Below are 24,713 nucleotides of genomic sequence, written 5' to 3'. Positions count from 1 at the left end.
ATGACTGAAACAGAGGAGATAACAATGGTATTTGACTACATTATTATCGGTGCTGGTTCAGCGGGTAATGTGCTTGCAACTCGTTTAACGGAAGATCCGAATATCACTGTCCTGCTGCTGGAAGCTGGCGGGCCTGATTATCGATTTGATTTTCGCACTCAAATGCCAGCGGCGCTGGCATATCCCTTGCAGGGAACCCGTTATAACTGGGCGTATGAAACCGATCCTGAACCCTATATGAATAACCGTCGTATGGAATGTGGACGAGGCAAAGGGTTAGGAGGCTCATCACTGATCAACGGCATGTGTTATATCCGTGGTAATGCGCTGGATTTTGATCACTGGGCAAAACAGCCGGGTCTGGAAGACTGGTCATACCTTGATTGCCTGCCTTATTTCCGCAAGGCTGAATCACGGGATATCGGTCAGAACGATTATCATGGCGGAGATGGCCCCGTCAGCGTGACAACGCCAAAAGCCGGTAATAATGAACTTTTCCATGCAATGGTGGAAGCGGGTATTCAGGCGGGTTATCCGGCTACGGATGATCTGAATGGTTACCAGCAGGAAGGCTTCGGTCCAATGGATCGGACTGTTACGCCCAAAGGCCGTCGTTCCAGCACTGCCCGTGGTTATCTGGATCAGGCCAGACAGAGGGCTAACCTGACCATCATTACCCATGCCTTAACGGATACAATCACATTTGAAGGTAAAACCGCGGTTGGCGTTACTTTTTATCAGGGTAATAATTCCACACTAACGCAGGCCACAGCACAAAAAGAAGTGTTACTTTGTGCCGGAGCAATAGCTTCCCCCCAGATTTTACAGCGTTCAGGGGTTGGCCCTGAGGAAGTTCTGCAAGAATTGTCGATTCCTGCGGTGCATATCCTGCCGGGAGTCGGGCAAAATCTTCAGGATCACCTTGAGATGTATCTGCAATACGAATGCCTCAAACCTGTTTCGCTCTATCCTTCCCTCAAATGGTACAACCAGCCCATGATTGGTGCAGAGTGGTTATTTAAGGGGACGGGAGTGGGTGCCAGCAATCAGTTTGAAGCCGGTGGTTTTATCCGTACCAGTGAAAAATTTGACTGGCCCAATATTCAGTTTCATTTCCTGCCGGTCGCCATCAATTACAATGGCAGCAACGCAGTCAACGAGCATGGTTTTCAGGCTCATGTTGGTTCGATGCGTTCCCCGAGCCGCGGTCACGTGAAAATAAAATCACGTGACCCACGCCAGCACCCGAGTATTCTGTTTAACTACATGTCTACCGAACAGGACTGGCAAGAATTCCGCGATGCTATCCGTATCACGAGAGAAATTATGGCACAACCTGCTCTCGCGCCCTATTGTGGCCGGGAGATAAGCCCCGGAGCGGATATCCAGACAGATGATCAACTGGATGCTTTTATTCGTGAACGTGCTGAAACCGCTTTTCACCCATCCTGTAGCTGCAAAATGGGGCTTGATGAGATGGCGGTGGTTGATGGTCAGGGTCGTGTACATGGCGTTGAGAATTTACGGGTCATTGACGCTTCTATTATGCCGGAAATCATTACCGGTAATCTGAACGCTACAACGATTATGATGGCAGAGAAAATTGCGGATAACATTCGGGGAAATGCACCTCTGCCCCGCAGTCAGGCAAAATACTATGTCGCCAATGGCGCTCCCGTCCGAAAATCAGGGCTAAGCAGTTCGTCTACAAATTAATACTTATACTCTATGGATTTCGAGTTGCATCGCGGCGGCGAGGGAACACATCCCCGGGAGCATAGAAAACTATGTGACTGGGGGGTGTGAGCGTAGCCAACAAAGAGGCAGCTTGAAAGACGACGGGTATATTGAAAAGTCGATTATTAATACGGGAAATAACGTAGTTATTTATTAGCTACTTTTCCCGTATTACATATGCTGGTTACAACAAATCTAATTCCATAAAAATATGCTCTGCTCCGTCTTCCATATAAATTTCACCTTTGGTTTGATAACCCAGGCTTTCATAAAATGGCTGAGCATGACATTGTGAGGATAAACCAATCGTCGCCACCCCATTTTGGCGGGCATAATTCTCAACAAATTCCATCACCAGACGACCGATTCCTTGACCCCGATAGGCTTTCAAAACAGCAACACGCCCCACTTTGAGCATATCGTTGTGCTGTGGAACAGCTCTTAAGACGGCAATAGGGTTTTCAGCATCAAATACCACGACATGCAGGGCAATATCATCATATTCATCAATATCAATTTCATCAGCAAATCCTTGCTCATCCGTAAAAACATACTTGCGGACATTGAAAGCATGCTGAATTAATTCAGGGTCTTGTCTTCCTAAACTGTGTTTTATTTTCATTGTTATATCCTAAAAATAATGACGTACAGAAGAATGGAATAGTAAAAATAGTGACAAGAATGTAAAAAAACAAGGGCACTCTTTACCAGAGCGCCCTTCTGATCTCAACTAACAAACTATATTCAACGTATATTCAACTGATTTCTAGAAGAACCTCAAAAGAGGAAAGGTATTAGCCTTCTTCTTTCTTACCATCATCACCTTTAAGTTTATTAATTAAATCATCCGTTTTTTTATCGGCCTCGGATTTTATTTCTTTCGATTTCGATTTTGCATCATCTGTAAGCTGATTAATTTTATCCGTAGCCTGCTGCTGTATTTCCCCTGTTTTATTTTTCAGCTGATCCGCTGCGTCATTGACAGATTTAGTGATGTCATTCTTTAAATCTTCCGTTTTGGATGGCAGTTGGCTTATGGTTTTCTCAGTCGAACTCCCCGTACTACTCTGGACTTCCTTCGAATTATCTACCGCTTTCTGGTCTTCATGATTAGCATTGTCTTGCATTCCCTGTGGCTTTTCCTTTGTATCCAAGCTGTTCTGCTCTGAATCCGTCTTCATTTGCGTTGCACTATCTTCAACTGGTTTGGTTGAATCTTCCGCTTTTTTGGCTGCATCATCACAGCCCGCAATGAATGCCACAATTCCAACCAGAAACAGAGCACTAAGAATCTTCTTCATTGACTAACCCCTTGCACTTACGGAAATAACCTTGCAAATGGGTGTCCTGGCTTTCTATGCCATAACATCCATAAGCTCTTTGTCGTAAACCTTGCTGATAAAAATAATTCTCATTTTTATCTGCCCGATTTGCTCTCTTAGGTGACTTATAGCAATGCAATATTTCATACAGACATATTTCGGGAAATTTATGGCAAATAATAGTCAAAATTTAGGAAAACGCCCAATCGCAACTTTTATCCGAAAAATTTTAAACGGAACATTTTCTGGCACTCTGGTGCTGGGAACAGCATTTTCCAGCTCAGTTTCAGCTGCTGAAAATCCTTCTGACCAAAAGCCAGAAAAGAAAAATGAGGTGATGCAGCTATCCACGCTTTCTGTTGTGGGAAGTACCCGCAACAGTACCAGTGCGGGTAGCTCAGCACTCAAAAAGGAAGATATTGACCGTACTCAGGCGGATAATATTGCTGAGCTGCTCGGACAGCTGCCCGGCGTTTCGATGTCCGGTTCAGTACGCCCCGGAGGACAAACATTAAATATTTGGGGAATGGGGGAGCAAGAAGATGTCAAAGTGACACTGGATGATGCCCCAAAAGGGTTTGAGAAATATCGTCAGGGATCTATCTTCATTGAGCCGGAATTAATCAAACGCATTGATGTTGATAAAGGGCCGCACAATATATTGAACGGCAATGGTGGATTTGGTGGCTCAATTAAAGTTGTGACTAAAGATGCCAATGACTTATTGCGCCCTGATGAAGATTGGGGTGGTTTTATTAAGCAAAGCTTCCATACCAATGACAGACAATGGATCAATAGTGCTGCTTTATATGGCAGAGATCCCAATGGCTACGCAGATGGCTTGCTGTATTTCAGCAAACGTGATGGTCATAATATTAAACGCCCCGATGGGACACGTTTTGAGTTTTCTCAAAACAATCAAACTTCCTATTTATTGAAAACCAATTTCTACCCTAATGATTCAAATACTATTAGTTTATCAGCTATGCGCACTGAGTCGGATGGCTGGAAACCGTGGGCTGCGAAGCGGGATAAAATGAATGTTCCGTCAGAATGGGAAGTAGAAAAATATGGCTGGGATGGTGCATGGCAAAGAAAACTGGTCTTTCGTGATCAGACAGATCAAAATTATAGCGTCAAATGGAATATTGCACCGGAAGAAAACCTTTGGCTGAATCTGACGCTAACTAACACCTATTCGAAGACTAAACAAAATGATCGCCGTCCGGCAGATGTCTCCGGTAATTATGCCTCTTCTATGGGACAGAAAAGCTGGGTTGATTACACAGATATTCTCTCTGATATCAACAATAAAAGCATATTCTCAACCGGAAATATTGAACATGAACTCATGATTGGAGCCAAATGGCATAAAAATCAACGCAACGTGCTAATGTTCAATAAAAGCAAAAGTAAAAATATACAAGAAAATGCTGAATATAATTACGGCTATTATCAGCCGTACTATATGCCAGCAGGTACTCAGCATACCTACAGCCTGTATATGCAGGACTCTCTGAAACTGGGTAGTGTTACAGTTACACCAGGAGTGCGTTATGACCATGTGAAAAATACCGGAGAAGAAAATAAGGCTCCCCGTTTTAATAATAAATCTCCCGAAGCCAACCATGACTACAGCAGTGTCACTTATACTGGCTGGACACCTCATCTGGGCTTAATGTGGAAAACCAGTCAGAATCTCTCACTGTTTGCAGATATCAGCCACACATGGAGAGCGCCACTGGTAGATGAACAATATGAAGTTCAATCAAATGATTCCAGCGTCCCTGGCTCCAGCCGCAACCTAGATACTGAAAAAATGACCGGAATAAGACTTGGGGCCATATTTGATTACGATAATCTGATGTTTGAGAATGACAGCTTACAAATCCGTACTACGCTATTCCGTAATCGGGGAAAAGATGAAATTTTCAAAAGACGTGGAATTTATTGTGAAGAACACGGCAAAAATGGTTTACGTGATACATGTGGAAAGCCATTAGCTAATCATCGCAATCTACCCGGTTATACCATTGAAGGATTGGAAATAGAAACGTTCTACAACAGCAAATTCCTGTTTGGTAAACTATCTTACTCCACTATGCGTGGACAGCGCGATACTTCACCCCGCGACCCATGGATAGGACATAAAACCTGGTGGGATCAAATACCTCCAACTTCATTACGCTCTACGCTCGGGTTTAAAATACCACTCTTACAAATGAAGATGGGCTGGAAAGGCGACTTCATCCGCAAACAAGACCGTTCACCTGCAGATGGCGATCCAAAAGCGAAAGAGTGGTCACTGGAAAAAACCGCAGGTTATGCCCTACACGGCTTATTTGCCAGCTGGCAGCCACATTTCATACAAGGTTTTGAAGCTCGCATTACTGTCGATAACCTGTTCAATCGTGATTACCGCTCGTACTTAGGGGAAGCGGGGGCAGGTATTGGCCGCAACTATAAACTCAGCATTTCACAGCAGTTCTAACTAGTATTAAACCCTCATGCAATATACCCTCTTAATTTTTAAGAGGGTTATTAATACAATCTGCTATTGACTTCTATTAATAAATAAAAATAATAATCATTATCAAATTTATTCATTCAGGCAATATCACATGGCTGTGCAAAAAAGCACATTCGGACACAATGAAATAGCCCATCAGCTTTATAACGAATATCACGAATGGCTGCTGAGCTGGATCAAACAGAACTGTGCCAGTCTCAACCATGCGGAAGATCTCACCCATGATGTTTTTATCAAATTGATGCAATATCCGGATATCGCTGAGATCCGTTATCCCAAAGCTTTTTTAATTATCATCGCTCGCAGAACCATCGCTAATTATTACCGCCGGAAAAAGCTCGAAGAGAATTATTTGGACTATATCAGTACAGTGCCGAAAAACACGTCCTATCCAACAGAACATCAGCTTGTGCTGCTGGAGCAGTTAGAAAAGATAGATAGCACTCTTGATAAGCTACCGATAAAAGTCAGGCAGGCATTTCTGCTGACTCAGCTGCAAGGGATGCGCTATAAAGAAGTAGCAGAAGATCTTGGGATCTCCATGAGTTCGGTAAAAAGTTACTTACAACAGGCGCATAAAAGGTGTCACTCTCTTAATACACCATAAATATAAAGCCCGCTGCTTTTTCTGGCAGCGGGCTATTTTTAACGACTTCAGATCCCATTTCTCAATTGATTTGAAAAACGAAAATACATCAAAGAATGCGGTTTTTCTCTAACTGAGCAAGGCGAGCAGCTTCTCTTGCTTCGCGCTTTTTACGGGCATCACAGGGTTCAGGGCAATCACAAACTTTCTCAACACCAATGCTTCCCAAACCGCCGCAACTTCCCTGAATGCTTTTGCGTTTAACAATATAACCTAACGCCATTCCCGCAAAGGCCAGCAGGAAAAAGATAAAGGCTGCGATAAAGACTTCCATAACCTTCCCTCTTATTTCTTCTGTTGTAAATCGTCTTTCTGTTGTAAATAGTGCTTAAAGGCCGGGCTATAACGTTCTTCAAAACCATCTTTAGTTTTGACAATCATAAAGACCGGAATGTTCAGCTTCTCAGCCATTTCCATACCCTTTTCCGGCCCCAGAACATCTATCCCGGTAGAAAAACCATCGGCACTCATACAGCTCGGAGCAATAACCGTGATTGAAACCAGATTGTGTGCGATGGGTCGGCCTGTTTTAGGGTTAATCGTGTGAGAATAACGCACACCATTCTGTTCAAAGTAGTTACGATAATCACCCGATGTTGCTACAGCCATATTACCCGGCGCAATAATTTCCTGAGCACTTTGCGTCATTCCGCTATCGGAGGGTTTTTCAATCGCAATTCGCCAAGGTGTCCCTTTTCCATTATTGCCTGCAGTGCGGACTTCACCACCAATATCAACCATGTAATTACCGATATTCTGAGAAGCCAGATATTCTGCGACGACATCAACGCCATAGCCTTTGGCAATGGAAGAAAGATCAACATACAACTCAGGAATGGATTTAATCAGGCTATTACCTTCAACAGATAGATTATCGATGCCAATCCATGCGCGGCGTGTTGCCAGCTCGTCCTCTGTTGGTGTCTTCGTTACGCGCCCTTCCGGCCCGAAACCCCACAAATTCACTAATGGCCCGACAGTGACATCCAGCGCACCATCCGTCAGCTTATTAATACGGATGGCTTCTTTAACAACCTTAGCAGTAGCTGCGGATACCGGAAAAGGCGTATTCACTTCACGGCTTTGATTAAAACGACTCAATTCAGAATTTGGTCGGTAAGTGGACATCTGGTCGTTTACTTCCTCCAGTAAACGATCAATCTCTTTTTGCATATTTTCCGGAGTGGGAACTGATGAATCAGCAACATATTTGACGGAGTAATAAGTCCCCATCGTTTGCCCACTCAGATTCTGCTGTTCAGGGCCACCACATGCTGACAACAGCATAGCCGCCAGTAGCATTACACCCCAGTTGATAATTTTTTTATTCAACATAACTTACTCTTTCTGAATCGTCAGCGCCCACAAAATGTGGGCGCTTATCGTTAAATCAAAGTGTTATATACCCGCACAATTTACTACCGTTGTGGGGATATATATCATGGCCTGATTCAAATCATCAGCCACCGAAATCATCCAACAGGATGTTTTCATCTTCTACACCAAGATCTTTCAGCATCTTAATGACTGCTGCGTTCATCACCGGAGGCCCACACATATAGAACTCACAATCTTCCGGTGCCGGATGGTCTTTCAGATAGTTTTCATACAGGACATTGTGAATAAAGCCTGTGTAACCATCCCAGTTATCTTCCGGCAGCGCATCAGACAATGCCACATGCCATGTGAAGTTTTCATTCTCTGCCGCCAGCTGATCAAAATCTTCGGTATAGAACATTTCGCGCTTAGAACGAGCACCGTACCAGAAAGTAATCTTACGCTTGGAGCTCAGTCTTCTCAGCTGATCAAAGATATGCGAACGCATTGGTGCCATACCTGCACCACCACCGATAAAGACCATCTCTGCATCAGTATCTTTCGCAAAGAATTCACCGAATGGGCCGGAAATAGTAACTTTATCACCCGCTTTCAGTGACCAGATATAGGAAGACATGATACCCGGTGTCACGTCAGGATTTCTTGGCGGCGGTGTTGCAATACGCACGTTCAGCATAATTACGCCGTGTTCTTCCGGATAGTTCGCCATAGAATAGGCACGAACAGTTGGTTCAGTCACTTCAGAAACATAGCGGAACAGGTTAAATTTATCCCAGTCCTCACGGTATTCATCCGGTACATCAAAATCAGAATAACGGGCAACATGTGGCGGACATTCAATCTGAATGTAACCACCCGCGCGGAATGGTACAACTTCCCCATCAGGAATTTTCAGTTTTAATTCCTTAATGAAAGTTGCTTTATTATCGTTAGAGATAACTTCACATTCCCACTTTTTAACGCCGAATATTTCTTCCGGCAATTCAATTTTCAGGTCCTGCTTAACATTAACCTGACATGCCAGACGGCAGCCTTCTTTCGCTTCGCGCTTGTTAATGTGAGACAGTTCGGTAGGCAGGATGTCACCGCCACCGTCCTTGATTTTTACACGGCACTGACCACAAGAACCGCCGCCACCACAAGCAGAGGAAACAAAAATCCCCTGATTAGCCAGCATACCCAATAACTTGTCACCGGCAGGAGCAGTAAAACTTTTATCCTCATCGCCGTTGACTTCAACTTTAATATCCCCGGTGTTCACCAGCTTCGATTTTGCGAACAAAATCATTGCTGTCAGTGCCAACACAATCAGGGTAAACATTACTACGCCTAGAATGATTATATCCATGAATTCTTCCCGCCTTTAGAGCTGCACGCCGGAGAAGGACATAAAGCCCAATGCCATCAGCCCGGTGGTAATAAAGGTGATCCCCAGTCCTTTCAAACCTGCCGGAACATCCGCATATTTCATTTTTTCACGGATTGCGGCCATCAGAACAATTGCCAGCATCCAGCCCATACCTGAACCGAAACCATATACGATGGATTCGCTGAAGTTATAGTCGCGCTGGGCCATGAAAGAAACACCACCAAAAATCGCACAGTTTACCGTAATCAACGGCAGGAAAATCCCCAATGCGTTGTACAGGGCGGGAACGTAGCGGTCAAGGATCATTTCCAGTATCTGTACCAGTGCGGCAATCACACCGATAAAGGTAATGAAGTTCAGGAAGCTCAGATCAACGCCATCAATCAGGGCACCATCACGGAGTACCAGATTGTAAACAAGGTTGTTGGCAGGAACCGAAATTCCCAGAACAACCGTTACGGCAACGCCCAAACCAAAAGCGGTTTTTACGTTTTTGGATACCGCCAGAAAAGTACACATACCGAGAAAGAAGGATAACGCCATATTCTCGATAAAGACGGCACGGACAAACAAACTAATATAATGTTCCATGTTGCCTGTTACTCCTTATCAACCTGCTCAGGCTTCAGAGTCCGCAGACCCCAAATCAGCATACCAATGATGAAGAATGCACTTGGTGCCAGCAGGAACAAGCCATTAGGCTGATACCAACCGCCATTCTTGATGGATTCCATCACTGTAATGCCCAACAGTTTTCCTGAGCCAAACAGCTCGCGCAAAAAACCCACCAGCAACAGAATAACACCGTAGCCCAAGCCGTTACCGATACCATCCATAAAGCTTTCCACCGGTGGTGCTTTCATAGCATAGGCTTCTGCGCGGCCCATTACGATACAGTTAGTGATGATAAGGCCAACAAACACGGATAACTGTTTTGAGATTTCATAGGCATACGCCTGTAAAATCTGGTCTACCACAATAACCAGCGATGCGATAATCGCCATCTGTACGATTATTCGCACGCTGCCAGGAATGTAGTTACGAATCAATGAAATAAAGAAGTTAGAGAATGCTGTGACCAGTGTTACAGCAATCGTCATTACCAGAGCAGTTTCCAGTTTGGTTGTTACAGCCAATGCTGAACATACCCCCAGAACCTGCAATGCTATCGGGTTATTATCAAACAACGGCCCAAGCAGGACGCGTTTTATCTCTTTGCTATCAGCCATCTTTCAGGGCTCCCTCGCGTACTTTTTTCAGGAACGGACCAAAACCGTTATCACCCAACCAGAAATCAAACATATGCTGAACACCGTTGGAAGTCAGAGTCGCTCCGGATAAACCATCAACACCGTAAGGATTATCACCGGCTCCACCACGAACGATCTTAATCGCCGGAGCACCTTCCGGGTTATACAGTTTTTTACCAACCCATTGCTTACGCCATTGTGGGTTATCAACTTCACCACCCAGACCCGGCGTTTCGCCGTGAGAATAGTAAGTAATGCCGCGAGATGTTACGCCATCCACATCAATAGAAATAAACGCATACATCATTGACCACAAACCTGAACCGTAGATTGGCAATACCAGCTCAGTTGTTTTTCCGTGATCATCTTTTACCAGATAGATTTCTGCCATATCAGCGCGACGACGGATTTTTGCCAAATCCTGTTTCGATGATAAAGCGATACTGGTTTCATCACTGCGCAGAGCATTATTCAGGTCAAACTTACCATCACTTTTTTCAAGTGCTGCCGTTTTCAAATTAAGCAATTCAGGTTGAATACGACTGTCATACACTTCTTTAATTTCTGCTGTTGTCATGTCTGGCTTGAGCAAACCGGCAACATCCAGAATATTGCGCTGCTTATCCAGCAGTTTCTGTTCCTGCTGCTGCGCTTTCAAACCTACGGCTGAACCAGCAACGACAATCGAACATACAAGGCACAGCACAAAAACAACGAGAAACGTTCTGCCGATGCTGTCATTATTTTTTGGTTTATCATTAGCCACGGGCTTTTCTCCGCTTAATATTGGCCTGCACGACCAGATAATCGAACAGTGGCGCGAACAGGTTAGCGAACAGAATCGCCAACATCATCCCTTCTGGGTAAGCTGGGTTCACAACCCGGATCAGAATACACATGACCCCGATCAGAATACCGTATGCCCACTTACCTTTATCCGTAAATGCAGCAGATACCGGGTCTGTAGCCATAAAGATCATGCCAAATGCGAAACCGCCCAGAACCATGTGCCAGTACCAAGGCATAGCAAACATCGGGTTAGTATCTGAACCAATTGCATTGAACAGATAGGACATGGCAATCATACCGGCCATGACACCAGCAACGATGCGCCATGAAGCGATACGGGAAAACAGAATAATGGCACCACCGATGAAAATCATCAGAGTGGAAACTTCACCCACTGAACCCGGGATGTTACCAAGGAAAGCATCCATCCATGTTACAGGCTGTCCTGAAATGGTGTTCATCAGAGCGTGCTGGCCTGCATTCGCCCACTGAGACAGCGGAGTCGCACCAGAAAAGCCGTCAGCCGCAGTCCAGACCAGATCACCTGAGATTTGCGCAGGATAAGCAAAGAACAGGAAAGCACGGCCTGCCAGCGCTGGGTTAAGGAAGTTACGCCCGGTTCCACCAAAGATTTCTTTTGCGACAACAATACCAAACGTAATACCCAGTGCCGCCTGCCATAATGGCAGCGTTGGCGGAACAATCAGTGCGAACAGAATCGAGCTGACAAAAAAGCCTTCGTTGATTTCATGTTTACGGATAATGGAAAATAAAACTTCCCAAAAACCCCCAACAACAAAAACAACCGCATAAATTGGCAGGAAATAGGTTGCGCCCAACAGCATTTTGCTGCCCCACCCTGCATCCGGTGTCAGTGATGCACCAAGATACTGAGCCAGCATATAATGCCAGTCTGAAGACAGAACCTGCTGTAATGCCTCTCCGCTGTATAGATGGGTCAGGGCTGGTATCGCCTGATTCCCGACGTTATACATTCCCCAGAACATCGCCGGAAAAACAGACATCCATACCAGAATCATCATACGCTTGAGATCGATGGCATCACGGACGTGAGTTTTCCCTTTTGTCACCGTGCCCGGCGTGTAAAAGACGGTGCTCACTGCCTCATAGAGAGGATAATATTTTTCCAGCTTGCCACCGGCCTCAAAGTGATGTTCTACTTTTTCAAAATAATTTTTCAGGCCCATGAATTACCCTTCCTGCTCAATCTTAGTCAGCACTTCACGCAGTACCGGACCATACTCATATTTACCCGGGCAAACATAAGTACACAGTGCCAAATCTTCTTCATCTAACTCCAGACAACCCAGAGCCTGAGAACCATCAGTGTCCCCAGCCAGCAGATCACGAAGCAAGTGAGTAGCCATGATATCCAGTGGCATTACTCGCTCGTAGTTGCCGATTGGCACCATGGAGCGATCTCCGCCATTTGTGGAAGTTGAGAAAGCAAACCGCTTCTTTTTCAGGAAATGACCGATGGTGGTGCGGGTAATGGAGAATTTATTCGTACCGGGGGCTATCCAGCCAAATAATTCTTTCTCACGGCCTTCAGACAGAACAGATACCAGAGTATGGAAACGGCCCAGATAATGATGAGCTTCATCTGATTTAGCGCCACACAGTACTGAACCGGAAATAATACGGTTTTCACCCTCTTTCAGCTGCCCGTGAGTCACTTCCAGCAAGTCAGCACCCAGACGGGAACGAACCAGACGCGGTGTTTTAACCTGCGGCCCCGCCAGAGAAATGACGCGATCAGTATACAATTCACCGGTTGTGAATAGCTTACCGATAGCAATAACATCCTGATATCCAAGATGCCATACTGCTTTCTGAGCACTGACCGGTTCAATGAAATGAATATGTGTTCCAACCAATCCAGCGGGATGCGGCCCGGCAAACTGGCTGTAAGTAATTTGAGGATTGTTCCCCGATGCCGGAATTTTCCCCGCGCCGTGGCAAACGTGGATTTTTCCTTCTGTCAGTTTTGACAGAACATTCAGACCATCAACAAAAGCCTCTTCTTGTGTTGCAATAACAACGGACGGATCAGCCGCCAGTGGCTGAGTATCAATTGCCGTAACAAAGATTGCCTTTGGTGTGGAGCCTGGAGCAGGAGAACGACTGAAAGGACGTGTACGTAATGCCGTCCACATTCCTGATGAAAGCAGGTTTTTTTCTACCTGTTCACGGGTCAGCCCTGCAAGTTCTGTACGCTCATAACGATCAAACGTTATTTGTTCGTCACCATTAACCTCAATCACAACAGATTGCAGTACACGGCGCTCTCCACGTCCAATGGTTACAACTTTCCCACTTGCGGGACTGGTAAATACTACCCCTGGATTCTTTTTATCTTCAAAAAGAATTTGCCCTTTTTTAACATGCTCACCTTCCTTAACCAGCATAGAAGGACGCATTCCAACATATTCTTCGCCTAATAAGGCGACATGGCGAATTGTCGGACCATCTTCTATAACTTGGGCAGGCGCTCCTGCTATCGGGAGGTCGAGTCCTTTTTTAATTTTAATCATAAGATTTGCACAAGTTTATCAGTTAAATCATATGCTACAGCTCACCCAGTGGTATTTCCGCGGGGTGAGGCAGCGACTTCAGTAATAAAAAACAGCTTGAGCGGCATATATCTCAAGTTATTCATGCCGATAATCGTTACAATATTCTCTTAAGTTTCGCCGGCAACGATTCTAACATTTCCCCCAAACGCTGTCTGACTAATCGAGTGATTTAGCTCAAGCAAATAAGAATAATTTCTCTGCTGAACCGTTAACTACTCGATAAAGCCGAGCACAATCATCACTTTTCCCTACTACGGAGGGCTTTTTAACCAGACTGTCTTTTTATGGGTACAAAATATCGTTGTTATATTTACTCAGCATATTGCCACGACATGATAACCTCAATCGCAGGATGTCATTAAGTTATTACCTTCTTAGGTGGTTATATTATGAAAAAAAGTATTCTTTATTTTTCGCTGAGCTGGTTTCTCGTTAGTGTACCAGCATTTACTCAGGCTCAGGGCTTATTATCAGGCAGTAAACAATTAAGTGAAAAATCACCATTAAAACAGCTCGGCTCTGATGTCTTCATTCAAATATTCAAAGAAGAAAAAATACTTGAACTCTACACCAAAAACAGCACAGGCCATTATCAATTAATCCGGCAATATCCTATCTGTAATTACTCCGGAGGGCTTGGCCCTAAGACCCTGAAAGGGGACTTAAAAAGCCCGGAAGGTTTTTACCACGTCAGCCTTAAACAGTTAAAACCCAACAGCAGCTACTACCGAGCCATTAATATAGGCTTTCCCAATCAATTCGATAAATACCGGGGGTATTCCGGCAAGAATTTAATGATTCATGGTGCATGTAAATCTATTGGCTGCTATGCCATGACCAATCTTTATATGGATGAAATATACCGATATGCAGAAAGTGCGCTTCATCGTGGGCAACGAGAAATTAAAATTGACATTTACCCCTTCAGGATGACGTCATCAAATATGAAACGCCATCACAATAACGTCAATTACCCATTTTGGAAACAGTTGCAGCCTGCTTATGAATATTTCGTTCAACATAGCACACCTGCAACTGTTAAAGTCATCAGAGGACAATATGTTTTAAATCAGGTAGCTCAACCAGATAGCCAAACTCCGTCAGACTATGCGTTCACCAAGGTGAAATAATGCATAACTTCCCGGTTCAATTTTATGCCACTCTTCGTTATGCGTTAAAGGTAAAGTTGCAATCACGGATACCACATCATCAGGCTGCGTATGTTCCTGAAAATCAATTTCAATATCCTGATCAAGCAATTTTGCTTTACCGAAAGGAGAACGGCGGGTAATCCAGTGCAATTGTGTCGAGCAATAAGCCAGCATAAATCGCCCGTCAGATAGCAGCATATTGAACACACCTTTTTCCCGAAGTTCATCTGCCAGTGATGCGATGAAACGGAATACCGCTGGCCAGTTGGAAGGCCGTTTAGGATATTTCACCGATAACTGATGCAGTATCCAGCAAAATGCCCATTCACTGTCAGTTTCACCAACCGGACGATAATTTCCCGTTTTCAGGTTACGATGCCCTTTCAATTGACCATTATGGGCATAAGTCCAGTACCTTCCCCATAATTCACGGGTAAACGGATGAGTATTCACAAGGGATACATTGCCACGGTTAGCCTGACGAATATGGGCAATAATAGCCTCTGATTTAATCGGATAGCCCTGAATAAAACGGGCAACAGGAGAATGATAACAGGGCTGGTGATCTTTGAAGGTTCGATACCCAAGACCTTCATAGAAAGTAATTCCCCAGCCGTCCCTGTGAGGGCCTGTATTCCCGCCTCGCTGGATAAGACCACTCAAACTGAAAATGATATCCGTTGGCACATTGGCACTCATGCCAAGTAATTCACACATTGCCTACCTCTAACCTGAACCTGATACCTGTTAACGCTGATTTCTGTTAACACTGGTTTCTATTAATACGCTGCAATCAGGCTTTTACCATCTCTTTTTCAATTAACTGAATCAAAATATGGATTACTTTGATATGAATTTCCTGAATACGATCCGCGTAACCGAAATGAGGCACACGAATTTCAACATCCGCTGTTCCGGCCATTTTGCCGCCATCTTTACCGGTCAGGGTGATCACCTTCATCCCTTTCGCACGGGCAGCTTCAATTGCCTTAATAATATTACCGGAATTACCTGAGGTTGAGATTCCGAGCAGAACATCACCTTGTTGGCCAACAGCTTCGATATAGCGGGAAAACACATAATCATAGCCAAAATCATTACTCACGCAGGACAGGTGGCTGGGATCAGAAATAGCGATACCAGGGTATCCCGGACGGTTTTCACGATAACGGCCTGTCAACTCTTCCGCAAAATGCATGGCATCACAATGTGAACCACCATTGCCGCAAGAAAGTACTTTTCCTCCCGCCTTGAATGAATCTGCCAACAAAACCGCCGCTTTTTGAATAGCATCAATATTGGCATTATCGTTGAGAAAGTTGGTCAGTGTCTCTACGGCTTCAGATAATTCACTGCGGATCAGATCTTGATACATGGGGCTCATACTCCTGAAAGGAAAGGTCTTCGGGATTAATAACAACAGCTATTCAGTGTAACGGATTCCCCCTCCTGAAAGAAGATTTCATTACACCCTGACGAAACTATCACAGCAAAAACAGCAATCACTTTGTGAGCTAGATTGTAATTAAGATGTAAATATATTGATAAAAGCCTTTTCCTCATCTAAAAAAGAAGAACATCACAACAGGTCAGACCTCTGACAACTCAACCTGAGATTTACAGGAGTTTTACTATGACCGTCCTCAGTATCATCTTATTTTTAGCCTTAATTGGCGGGCTTTGTTACCGCAAAGTCAGCCTGACTGTTAGCAGCCTGCTGCTTATTGCCTATACATTCATTATGGGTGTTACCGGCTTATGGAGCTACTGGCTACTACTACCACTCGCTATTATCCTGTTCCCTCTTGTTTTCACCCCGACCCGAATCTCTTTATTCTCCGCTCCCGGCCTGAAAGCATTCCGTAAAGTTATGCCAAGCATGTCCAGAACAGAGAAAGAAGCTATTGATGCAGGTACAACATGGTGGGAAGGTGATTTGTTCCGTGGCAATCCTGACTGGAAAAAATTGCACAATTACCCTAAACCACAACTCACTGCTGAAGAACAGGCATTCATTGATGGCCCTGTGGAAGAAGCCTGCCGTATGGCAAATGATTTCCAAATCAGCCATGAATTAGCTGACTTGCCTCCGGAGCTGTGGGCTTACCTGAAAGAGCATCGCTTCTTTGCGATGATCATCAAGAAAGAATATGGCGGTCTGGAATTCTCAGCTTACGCCCAATCACAAGTGCTGCAAAAACTGTCTGGTGTCTCCGGTATTCTGGCGATCACTGTCGGCGTACCTAACTCGTTAGGCCCGGGTGAATTATTGCAGCACTATGGTACCGATGAGCAGAAAAAACATTACCTGCCCGGTCTTGCCCGTGGTGAAGAAATTCCCTGTTTTGCTCTGACCAGCCCGGAAGCCGGTTCTGATGCAGGTGCAATTCCGGATACTGGTGTCGTCTGTATGGGCGAATGGCAGGGAGAACAAGTTCTTGGTATGCGCCTGAACTGGAATAAACGCTACATCACTCTTGCACCTATCGCGACTGTACTGGGGCTGGCATTCAAATTGTATGATCCGGACCATTTACTGGGTGAGACTGAATCTCTGGGCATTACCTGTGCTCTTATCCCAACCAATACCCCGGGTGTTGAAATCGGTCATCGCCACTTCCCACTGAATATTCCATTCCAGAACGGGCCAACCCGTGGTCAGGATATTTTCGTTCCTATCGATTACATTATTGGTGGGCCGAAAATGGCTGGGCAAGGCTGGCGTATGCTGGTTGAATGTCTGTCAGTTGGCCGTGGTATCACTCTGCCGTCCAACGCAACTGGCGGACTGAAAAGTATCGCTATGGCTATCGGTGCTTACTCCTACATTCGCCGTCAGTTCAAATTGCCTATCGGTAAAATGGAAGGTATTGAAGAACCACTGGCCCGAATTGCCGGTAACTCTTATCTGATGGATGCAGCAGCAACGATGATCACAAGCGGCATTATGATGGGTGAAAAACCTGCCGTTCTGTCGGCTATCGTGAAATATCATTGTACCCACAGAGGCCAGCGTGCAGTCATTGATGCAATGGATATCGCTGGTGGTAAAGGTATCTGCCTTGGCCCATCTAACTTTTTGGCCCGTTCTTATCAGGGCGCACCTATCGCCATCACTGTAGAAGGTGCGAATATCCTGACCCGTAGCATGATTATCTTTGGTCAGGGCGCCATTCGCTGCCATCCTTATGTACTGGCTGAAATAGCTGCGGCTGAGAAAAATGATGTCAAAGCATTTGATAAAGCGCTGTTTGGTCACCTCGGGCATGTTGCCAGCAATACCCTGCGTAGCCTCTGGTTAGGTATTACTAATGGCAGAACGAGTAGCACACCTGTTAATGATGGGACCCGCCGTTACTATCAGCTCATCAATCGCCTGAGTGCCAACCTTGCCCTGATGTCTGATGTTTCCATGGGCGTATTGGGTGGCAGCCTGAAACGTCGTGAACGTATCTCAGCCCGTCTGGGTGATATTCTGAGCCAAATCTTCCTGGCAAGTGCCACTTTAAAACGCTATGAAGATGAAGGACGCCAGAAAGAAGACTTACCATTGGTACAATGGGCGGTAGAAGATGCTCTGTATCAGGCGGAACTGGCTCTGCATGATTTACTGCGTAACTTCCCTAACCGTCTGGTGGCTGGTTTAATGCGAGGAATTGTCTTCCCTCTGGGTCGTTCACGCACCGCTCCAGCGGATAAACTGGATCACAAACTGGCTCAGATATTACAGACTCCTTCTGCAACCCGTGATCGGATTGGTCGTGGTCAGTATCTGACACCAAGCGAGCATAATCCTCATGGATTACTGGAAGAAGCCCTGCATGACGTTATTGCCGCAGAGCCTATTCATGCCCGCCTGAGCCGTGAAGCAGGCAAAAATCTGGGCTTTACACGTCTGGATCAGTTAGCTGAAAAAGCATTATCTGATAATAAGATCACCAAAGAAGAAGCGGATATTCTGAAACGAGCGGAAGCCAGCAGACTGCGTTCAATCAATGTTGATGAATTTGAAACAGACGCACTCTCTGTACCTAATGCAACAAAAAAAGCGAATAAGCAAATCAAAGCGGCTTAATGCTGATACAAGTGATAAGTAAATAGTAAACAAAGCGGGGCACATCACAGCCCCGTTTTTTTACACTTCTTCCAGTGATAACAATTCCTGTATTGTCTGTCGACGACGAATTAAACGAGGCTGTCCCTCAACAAGCAATATTTCCGGAATCAAAGGGCGGCTATTATAGTTTGAAGACATCGATGCACCATAAGCACCGGTATCATGAAAAATCAGATAATCACCAACAGAAATATCAGGCAGCATACGCGGGATGACCTCCCCTCCTTCCAGCTGGGTAAAAACATCGCCCGATTCACATAATGGCCCTGCCACTAAGGTTTCTCTCAAGTCAGAACCACTGCTGTATTTCCCAATATCACTATGCTTTCCGTCACGATTATCAGGCAAAACAGAAATATGGTGATAGCTGCCATACATCGCTGGGCGCATCAAATCATTAAAACCGGCATCCGCCAGCACATAATGACGGTTTCCCATTGACTTTACCGCTCTCACTTCTGCCATCAAAACCCCGGCTTCAGCAACCAGAAAACGACCGGGCTCAATCTCCAGCTTAATATGATGTCCCAAGTGCTGCTCTATACGCTGGCGGGCTTCATGCCATAAATTGTAATAATGGCAAGTATCCACGGCTTCCTCGCCGTTTTTATAGGGAATGGATAACCCTCCGCCTGCTGAAATTGCCTGAATATCTACTCCACACGATACAACCTGTTCCACCATCGCATTACAAACATTAGCCAGATGCTGGTAGTCAACACCGGAACCAATATGCATATGCAAACCAACCAGATGCAGGTTGTATTGATGAATTTTCTCAAGAGCTAAAGGCAAATCCTGAAACCAGATCCCATGTTTGCTATTTTCACCACCCGTATTGGTCTTCTGGCTATGACCATGCCCGAATCCGGGGTTAATTCTCAGCCAAACCGGATGTGCTGGCTGACGCTGACCAATCTGTTCCAGCATATCAATGGAACCAGCATTGACAGGAATATCTAGCTCAATGACACGATCCAGTGTCTCTTCATCAATAAGATCGGCGGTGAATACAATCTCAGATTTATCACGTCCGGGCTGAAACCCGGCATGAAGAGCACGTTCAATTTCGCCCAGTGATACCGAATCCACTTTAATACCCTGTTCTCTCATCAAGCGTAGGATATGGGTATTAGAACAGGCTTTCTGTGCAAAACGGATAACATCAAACTGCTTTAGCTTCCCAATTTGTCTGCTAATAATATCGCTGTCATAAACCCATAATGGCGTTCCGTAAACCTCGGGCAAAGCAAGAAGGTTTTCTGGCGTAAAATTATTGCCTGAATTATCAGTACCTGAATTAACAGTCATAGTGGGTATTGTCATTGGAGCGTTCTCACAAAATCAGCAGATACTTCATTATTGCCAGCAAAAAGGCGGGAAGAAAAATATCTATTTTGCTAAAGGCTATTCATTTCTGATATTGTTTTGCTTTATTTTTAAACACGTCGTTGTATGGTACACACTAACAGACTATTTTCTTTGTGAAACAGTCTCGAAGTGAAGTCTAAAGGAGAGCACTATGCACACCTGCTCATGGCGACATATAGAGATTTTTCATGCCGTAATGACCACAAGGAACCTGACTGATGCTGCGGTTTTGCTGAAAACTTCACAACCAACAGTAAGCCGTGAACTGGCGCGTCTAGAACAGTTGTTGAAATTTAAATTGTTTGATCGGATAAAAGGGCGTTTATTCCCGACCGCGCAAGGGCTGAGGTTATTTGAAGAAGTCCAGCGATCCTATTATGGGCTGGAAAGGATTCTCAATGCAGCGGACAGTATTCGCCAATTTGAGTATGCGCAACTATCTATCGCCTGTTTACCGGTATTCTCACAATCTTTATTACCCTCAGTCTGCCGCAGATTCATTCAATCCTATCCTGATGCACAACTGACCATCATTCCACAGGAGTCTCCACTACTGGAAGAGTGGCTTTCGGCACAACGCCACGATATCGGTTTAACCGAACATATGCAGACACCTGCCGGAACTGAACGTGAAACTTTACTGACATTGAATGAAGTCTGCGTTCTGCCGGAGAGCCATCCACTTGCACAAAAACCACAACTGACACCAGAAGATTTTCATGATCAGCCCTTTATCAGTCTTTCTATTACTGACAGCTACAGAAAGCTTATCGATGCGATATTTAACGAACATCAGGTTTCACGCAGGATGATTATGGAGACCCACAGTGCATCATCAGTATGTGCTATGGTTAGTGAAGGTATCGGAGTATCGATTGTCAATCCTCTGACCGCTCTCGATTATCTGAATAAAAAAGCACAGCATAAAAACACGGGGTTCTGTATACGGCCGTTCAGTATAGAAATTCCTTTTATCGTTAGCTTAATTAAGCCGCTCCATCGCCCATCTTCCGAGCCGGTTGAAATATTTATTAGCCATTTAAAACAACAGGCTAAGCTATTTCCTCAAAAATTAGCATCAGCTTTTCAACGTTAATTGCTGCCAGTGAGAGGATGAATCAAACCACTCCACCAGAAAATCCAATAAGGCCCGTAAGGTAGCGGGCATATTTTGACGGCTGACATAAATACCGTAGATCCCCATCGTCTGAGGCTGATAATCAGGTAATAACTCAATTAATTGCCCTGATTTTAAATAGGGTGAGACGGAATAATAAGGCTGCATAGAAATACCTGCTCCTTGTAAAGCCGCTTCCATCAGAACCGTTGATTCATTAGCACTTAACGTACCGCTGACAGGAACCGAATACTGTTCATCCTGTTGTTCAAATAACCATAAATTTTTGTCAAAAAGGTTATAAGTCAGGCAATTATATATCGCCAAATCATCGGGTTTCTGGGGAAGCCTTTTTCCGGCTAAATAAGAAGGAGCGGCACAAATAACAGAACGGCAAGTCGATAGCGGACGGGCGATTAAATTCAGTCCCAGATTATTAGTAATACGAATGGCCAAATCAATACGCTCTTCAACCAACTTAGTCGCTTTATTACTGATTTCCAGACTAACCCCAATTTGCGGATACTTGCGCATAAATTCGGGGATAGCCACAGACAGTGCACTCATTCCCAGTGCCTGACAACAGCTTACTCTCAACTGCCCTTTCAGAGTTTTAGCTTCTGTCGATTGTTGAACCGGCATTGCTTCCGCCAGTTCTATCAGCTTGAGGCTTCGCTGATAAGCCTGTTCTCCCGCTGATGTCAGGCTGATTTGGCGAGTTGTACGATGTAAAAGACGAATTTCTGACCATCGTTCCATTTCAGACAAATAACGTGACACCATTGCCCGTGACATATCAAGCCGTTCTGCTGCCGCACTCAAACTACCCTGTTCAACAATTGTGACAAAAACCTGTGCTGCTGTGATCCTGTCCATCTATTTTTCTGTATCCCCACGCTGATTCGATTGATTTATGCAACAAACAGTTGCCAATTATGGGATTTTTCAATCGGAGTATGCAATCTATTATAGGCGCCATTCAAGCAGATAAGCATTTAGGAATTCGATGATGGCTAACAAGACTACAGTACATAAAACAATATTAAATACAGCTCTGGTCACAGCACTCTCATTAGGAATGGGGGCATTCGCTCAGGCCGCTGAACTTAAAATGGATATTTACAATCCGGGTGAAGAAAGCATTTTTCCTGTCTCTTCTGAAGTTATCAGTGGTGAACATGAAGTTGTACTGATTGATGCACAGTTCAGAAAAAGCGATGCTCAGGAATTGGTCAAAATGATCCAGAAGACGGGGAAAAAACTGACGACGATCTACATCAGCCAATCTGATCCAGATTATTACTTTGGCCTTGATGTGATCACTGAAGCCTTCCCTGAAGCCAAAGTGATCGCTTCACCAGAAACGATTAAAGCTATCAATGAAACCAAAGATGGCAAGCTGGCATACTGGGGTGGCGTTCTGCAAGATCAGGCTCCGAAAAAAATTATTGTCCCTGAGCCATTGAAAGGAAATACTTTCACTGTAGACGGTGAAAAATTGATTGTTGAAGGTTTGAATGGCCCGGCAGCAGATCGTACTTTCGTATGGGTTCCTAAATTAAAAGCTGTTGTTGGTGGTGTTACTGTATCTGAAAATATTCATGTATGGATTGCGGACACTCAGACTAAATCATCTCGTCAGAACTGGATGCAAACATTAGACCAAATTAAAAACCTGCAACCTGAAACTGTGGTGCCAGGTCATTATATCGGTCATACAGCCATGACACTCGAGTCAGTGAATTTTACTCAAAATTACCTGGCTACACTGGAGAAAGAATTACCAAAAGCAAAAGATTCCACAGCATTAATCTCAGTTATGAAAAAACATTATCCAAACCTTGCGGAAGAATCCAGCCTTGAATTAAGTGCAAAAGTTCTGAAAGGCGAAATGACGTGGCCTCAATAAATTAAAATTATCATGGGTGTTACGAATAGTAGCACCCGTATTTTATTCAAATAGTTATTCCCCCAAAAAAACACCATAACAAAAAATAAAATTATCATTTCCAAAATCCCGTTAATACTTTATATTTAAACACAAACAAAACTTATAATAAAAATATAAAAAACAAACCCACCAATTAAACACAAACAATTCCTAAATTAAGTGACATTTGTCATTATTTTATTTTTATAACTCATAATAAACTGAAGTTGTGACCAATGAGCCATACTGCAATAAATCAACTTGAATAAAAAACCCATTTTATTTAGATTTGGTTTCAACGGAGAGATAAGCAAGCCAACCTAAGATAATTAGATGCTTCTAACGTCTAGGTTATGTAAGGTAGGCAGCTTAAGGCCAACTAGATGCTTCCAACGTCTAGCGCAAGCAGGATGAACAGCCTAAACCAGCTAGATGCTTCCAACGTCTAGCGTATACAGGAGCTACCCAGCCTACTAGATGCTTTTAACATCTATTGTATGCAGAAAGTAGCCCAATACATTAGATGCTTTTAACATCTACCATGTAATTAATGTGTACTATAGGCTCTAATCCTGCTCTCTCCCATATTTTCAATTCTCACATTCATTTCCCAATTAATACTAACCAAGTTCAATAGATTGCCCAGTAGAAAGATTCTTCGCATTTGATAACCATAATCTTCCCCATCTACCACTACAGTGACAAGCATAAATATGCTGTATATTTTCTTTTTTAATATATCGTCTGATACGCAATAGCTTCAAGGGAGAAGCATAACGTAAATGTAAACCGCCAATAATGGCATAGACTTTATCGATACCCGTTATAGATTTACAAAATTCAACCATATCGATAACACCACGATGCCCACAGCCAATAAAAATAATTAATCCGTGTTGGGATTTATAAATTAAAGCACCTTCATCTTTGACAAAATCAGGAGAATAATTCTCACCTGCAATCACACCATAACTTTTACTTTCTTCTTTTTTAATCTCACCTGAATAAATAAAGCTATCATTAATGTGAGTTTCATCTTTTGAAAAAAAAGTGTCGAAATTGGAATAATTAACCTGTCTGGATAATTTTTTAAATTTCATAGCATTATTTTTCGTTATTAACCAACCATAATATCTTTCATTTTTCACCTCCGGATGACAAATAACTTTAGCGTTCGTAGAAAAAAAAGGTAGACCTCCACAGTGGTCAAAATGACCATGAGAAACAATAACTGTAGAAACCTTCGATAAATCTATATTTAATTTCTTTGCGTTATCGATAAAACTGCCATCTGGACCAGTATCAAAAAGAATTGTATTTTCCTGATTCTGAATTAATAAGCTTAACCCCTGCTTATTGATTAAGCTTCCTTTGTAGGGTGCAAAAACCTGATTTTCTAATAATGCTGTTATTTTTAGTGTCATAGTACACTCTTTTAAGCTTTGATAT

Annotated in this window: 22 protein-coding genes; 7 read left to right on the top strand and 15 right to left on the bottom strand. The window is 44.0% G+C overall.

Annotation, left to right across the window (positions count from 1 at the left end; genetic code table 11):
- The first annotated feature begins 24 nt into the window (after positions 1 to 24).
- Positions 25 to 1,716 (top strand): choline dehydrogenase, encoded by a 1,692-nt coding sequence (gene betA, locus AACS90_RS00310; RefSeq protein ID WP_099119894.1) that lies wholly within the window; start codon positions 25 to 27, stop codon positions 1,714 to 1,716.
- 205 nt (positions 1,717 to 1,921) lie between these two features.
- Here betA and AACS90_RS00305 read toward each other — a convergent pair whose 3' ends face one another.
- Positions 1,922 to 2,359 (bottom strand): GNAT family N-acetyltransferase, encoded by a 438-nt coding sequence (locus tag AACS90_RS00305; RefSeq protein ID WP_099119893.1) that lies wholly within the window; start codon positions 2,357 to 2,359, stop codon positions 1,922 to 1,924.
- 172 nt (positions 2,360 to 2,531) lie between these two features.
- A complete protein-coding gene (locus AACS90_RS00300; RefSeq protein ID WP_099119892.1) occupies positions 2,532 to 3,038 on the bottom strand; it encodes a hypothetical protein in 507 nt (168 codons plus the stop codon).
- A 190-nt stretch (positions 3,039 to 3,228) separates the two neighbouring features.
- Here AACS90_RS00300 and AACS90_RS00295 point away from each other — a divergent pair, with 190 nt between their 5' ends.
- A complete protein-coding gene (locus tag AACS90_RS00295; RefSeq protein ID WP_241538152.1) occupies positions 3,229 to 5,550 on the top strand; it encodes a TonB-dependent hemoglobin/transferrin/lactoferrin family receptor in 2,322 nt (773 codons plus the stop codon).
- 130 nt (positions 5,551 to 5,680) lie between these two features.
- Positions 5,681 to 6,196, top strand: a complete 516-nt coding sequence (locus AACS90_RS00290; protein ID WP_099119890.1) for a sigma-70 family RNA polymerase sigma factor — start codon at positions 5,681 to 5,683, stop codon at positions 6,194 to 6,196.
- Between the two features lie 88 nt (positions 6,197 to 6,284).
- Here AACS90_RS00290 and nqrM read toward each other — a convergent pair whose 3' ends face one another.
- The 8 genes from nqrM to AACS90_RS00250 form a co-directional block, all read right to left on the bottom strand.
- Positions 6,285 to 6,509, bottom strand: a complete 225-nt coding sequence (gene nqrM / locus AACS90_RS00285) for a (Na+)-NQR maturation NqrM (RefSeq protein WP_092511537.1) — start codon at positions 6,507 to 6,509, stop codon at positions 6,285 to 6,287.
- Between the two features lie 11 nt (positions 6,510 to 6,520).
- Positions 6,521 to 7,570 (bottom strand): FAD:protein FMN transferase, encoded by a 1,050-nt coding sequence (locus AACS90_RS00280; RefSeq protein ID WP_099119889.1) that lies wholly within the window; start codon positions 7,568 to 7,570, stop codon positions 6,521 to 6,523.
- A gap of 124 nt (positions 7,571 to 7,694) precedes the next feature.
- The gene (gene nqrF, locus AACS90_RS00275) at positions 7,695 to 8,921 is read right to left on the bottom strand and encodes an NADH:ubiquinone reductase (Na(+)-transporting) subunit F (protein WP_099119888.1); all 1,227 of its coding nucleotides are present in this window, start codon (positions 8,919 to 8,921) and stop codon (positions 7,695 to 7,697) included.
- Between the two features lie 15 nt (positions 8,922 to 8,936).
- A complete protein-coding gene (nqrE, locus tag AACS90_RS00270; protein ID WP_099110774.1) occupies positions 8,937 to 9,533 on the bottom strand; it encodes an NADH:ubiquinone reductase (Na(+)-transporting) subunit E in 597 nt (198 codons plus the stop codon).
- Positions 9,534 to 9,541: 8 nt separating this feature from the next.
- Positions 9,542 to 10,171, bottom strand: coding sequence for an NADH:ubiquinone reductase (Na(+)-transporting) subunit D (locus AACS90_RS00265; RefSeq protein ID WP_099110775.1), 630 nt, complete (start codon positions 10,169 to 10,171; stop codon positions 9,542 to 9,544).
- Positions 10,164 to 10,958, bottom strand: a complete 795-nt coding sequence (locus AACS90_RS00260; RefSeq protein WP_099119887.1) for a Na(+)-translocating NADH-quinone reductase subunit C — start codon at positions 10,956 to 10,958, stop codon at positions 10,164 to 10,166. The genes AACS90_RS00265 and AACS90_RS00260 overlap by 8 nt, the downstream gene beginning before the upstream one ends.
- Positions 10,951 to 12,189, bottom strand: coding sequence for an NADH:ubiquinone reductase (Na(+)-transporting) subunit B (locus AACS90_RS00255; RefSeq protein ID WP_099119886.1), 1,239 nt, complete (start codon positions 12,187 to 12,189; stop codon positions 10,951 to 10,953). The genes AACS90_RS00260 and AACS90_RS00255 overlap by 8 nt, the downstream gene beginning before the upstream one ends.
- A 3-nt stretch (positions 12,190 to 12,192) precedes the next feature.
- Positions 12,193 to 13,536 carry a Na(+)-translocating NADH-quinone reductase subunit A gene (locus tag AACS90_RS00250; RefSeq protein WP_099119885.1) on the bottom strand — a complete coding sequence of 448 codons (1,344 nt, stop codon included), beginning with the start codon at positions 13,534 to 13,536 and terminating at the stop codon, positions 12,193 to 12,195.
- 431 nt (positions 13,537 to 13,967) lie between these two features.
- On the opposite strand from AACS90_RS00250, the gene AACS90_RS00245 reads away from it, so the two are divergent.
- On the top strand, positions 13,968 to 14,708 hold the full coding sequence (locus tag AACS90_RS00245; RefSeq protein WP_099119884.1) for a L,D-transpeptidase family protein: 741 nt from the start codon (positions 13,968 to 13,970) through the stop codon (positions 14,706 to 14,708).
- On the opposite strand, the gene AACS90_RS00240 is transcribed toward AACS90_RS00245, so the two are convergent.
- Positions 14,679 to 15,446 carry a class II glutamine amidotransferase gene (locus AACS90_RS00240; RefSeq protein WP_099119883.1) on the bottom strand — a complete coding sequence of 256 codons (768 nt, stop codon included), beginning with the start codon at positions 15,444 to 15,446 and terminating at the stop codon, positions 14,679 to 14,681. The two genes, AACS90_RS00245 and AACS90_RS00240, sit on opposite strands and share 30 nt — an antisense overlap.
- A gap of 76 nt (positions 15,447 to 15,522) precedes the next feature.
- Positions 15,523 to 16,104, bottom strand: coding sequence for a D-sedoheptulose 7-phosphate isomerase (lpcA, locus tag AACS90_RS00235; protein WP_099119882.1), 582 nt, complete (start codon positions 16,102 to 16,104; stop codon positions 15,523 to 15,525).
- Positions 16,105 to 16,362: 258 nt separating this feature from the next.
- On the opposite strand from lpcA, the gene fadE reads away from it, so the two are divergent.
- Positions 16,363 to 18,804, top strand: coding sequence for an acyl-CoA dehydrogenase FadE (fadE, locus tag AACS90_RS00230; RefSeq protein WP_099119881.1), 2,442 nt, complete (start codon positions 16,363 to 16,365; stop codon positions 18,802 to 18,804).
- 60 nt (positions 18,805 to 18,864) lie between these two features.
- Here fadE and lysA read toward each other — a convergent pair whose 3' ends face one another.
- Positions 18,865 to 20,157, bottom strand: coding sequence for a diaminopimelate decarboxylase (gene lysA / locus AACS90_RS00225; protein ID WP_099119880.1), 1,293 nt, complete (start codon positions 20,155 to 20,157; stop codon positions 18,865 to 18,867).
- Positions 20,158 to 20,368: 211 nt separating this feature from the next.
- Between lysA and AACS90_RS00220 the strand changes: the two genes are divergently transcribed.
- Positions 20,369 to 21,313: a LysR family transcriptional regulator gene (locus AACS90_RS00220; protein WP_099119879.1), complete on the top strand. Its 945-nt coding sequence runs from the start codon at positions 20,369 to 20,371 to the stop codon at positions 21,311 to 21,313.
- Here AACS90_RS00220 and AACS90_RS00215 read toward each other — a convergent pair.
- Positions 21,296 to 22,210, bottom strand: coding sequence for a LysR family transcriptional regulator (locus tag AACS90_RS00215; protein ID WP_099119878.1), 915 nt, complete (start codon positions 22,208 to 22,210; stop codon positions 21,296 to 21,298). The genes AACS90_RS00220 and AACS90_RS00215 overlap by 18 nt on opposite strands.
- A gap of 133 nt (positions 22,211 to 22,343) precedes the next feature.
- Between AACS90_RS00215 and AACS90_RS00210 the strand changes: the two genes are divergently transcribed.
- A complete protein-coding gene (locus tag AACS90_RS00210; RefSeq protein ID WP_099119877.1) occupies positions 22,344 to 23,243 on the top strand; it encodes an MBL fold metallo-hydrolase in 900 nt (299 codons plus the stop codon).
- A gap of 641 nt (positions 23,244 to 23,884) precedes the next feature.
- Here AACS90_RS00210 and AACS90_RS00205 read toward each other — a convergent pair.
- Entirely contained in the window at positions 23,885 to 24,688 is an 804-nt protein-coding gene (locus AACS90_RS00205; protein WP_099119876.1) for an MBL fold metallo-hydrolase, read from the bottom strand.
- Positions 24,689 to 24,713 lie beyond the last annotated feature (25 nt).

Origin of the sequence: Xenorhabdus sp. KK7.4, assembly GCF_963876465.1 — a bacterium.
Lineage (GTDB): Bacteria > Pseudomonadota > Gammaproteobacteria > Enterobacterales > Enterobacteriaceae > Xenorhabdus > Xenorhabdus stockiae.
The sequence above is the reverse complement of the archived record's forward strand: the minus strand, read 5'-3'. Positions and strand labels throughout refer to the sequence as shown.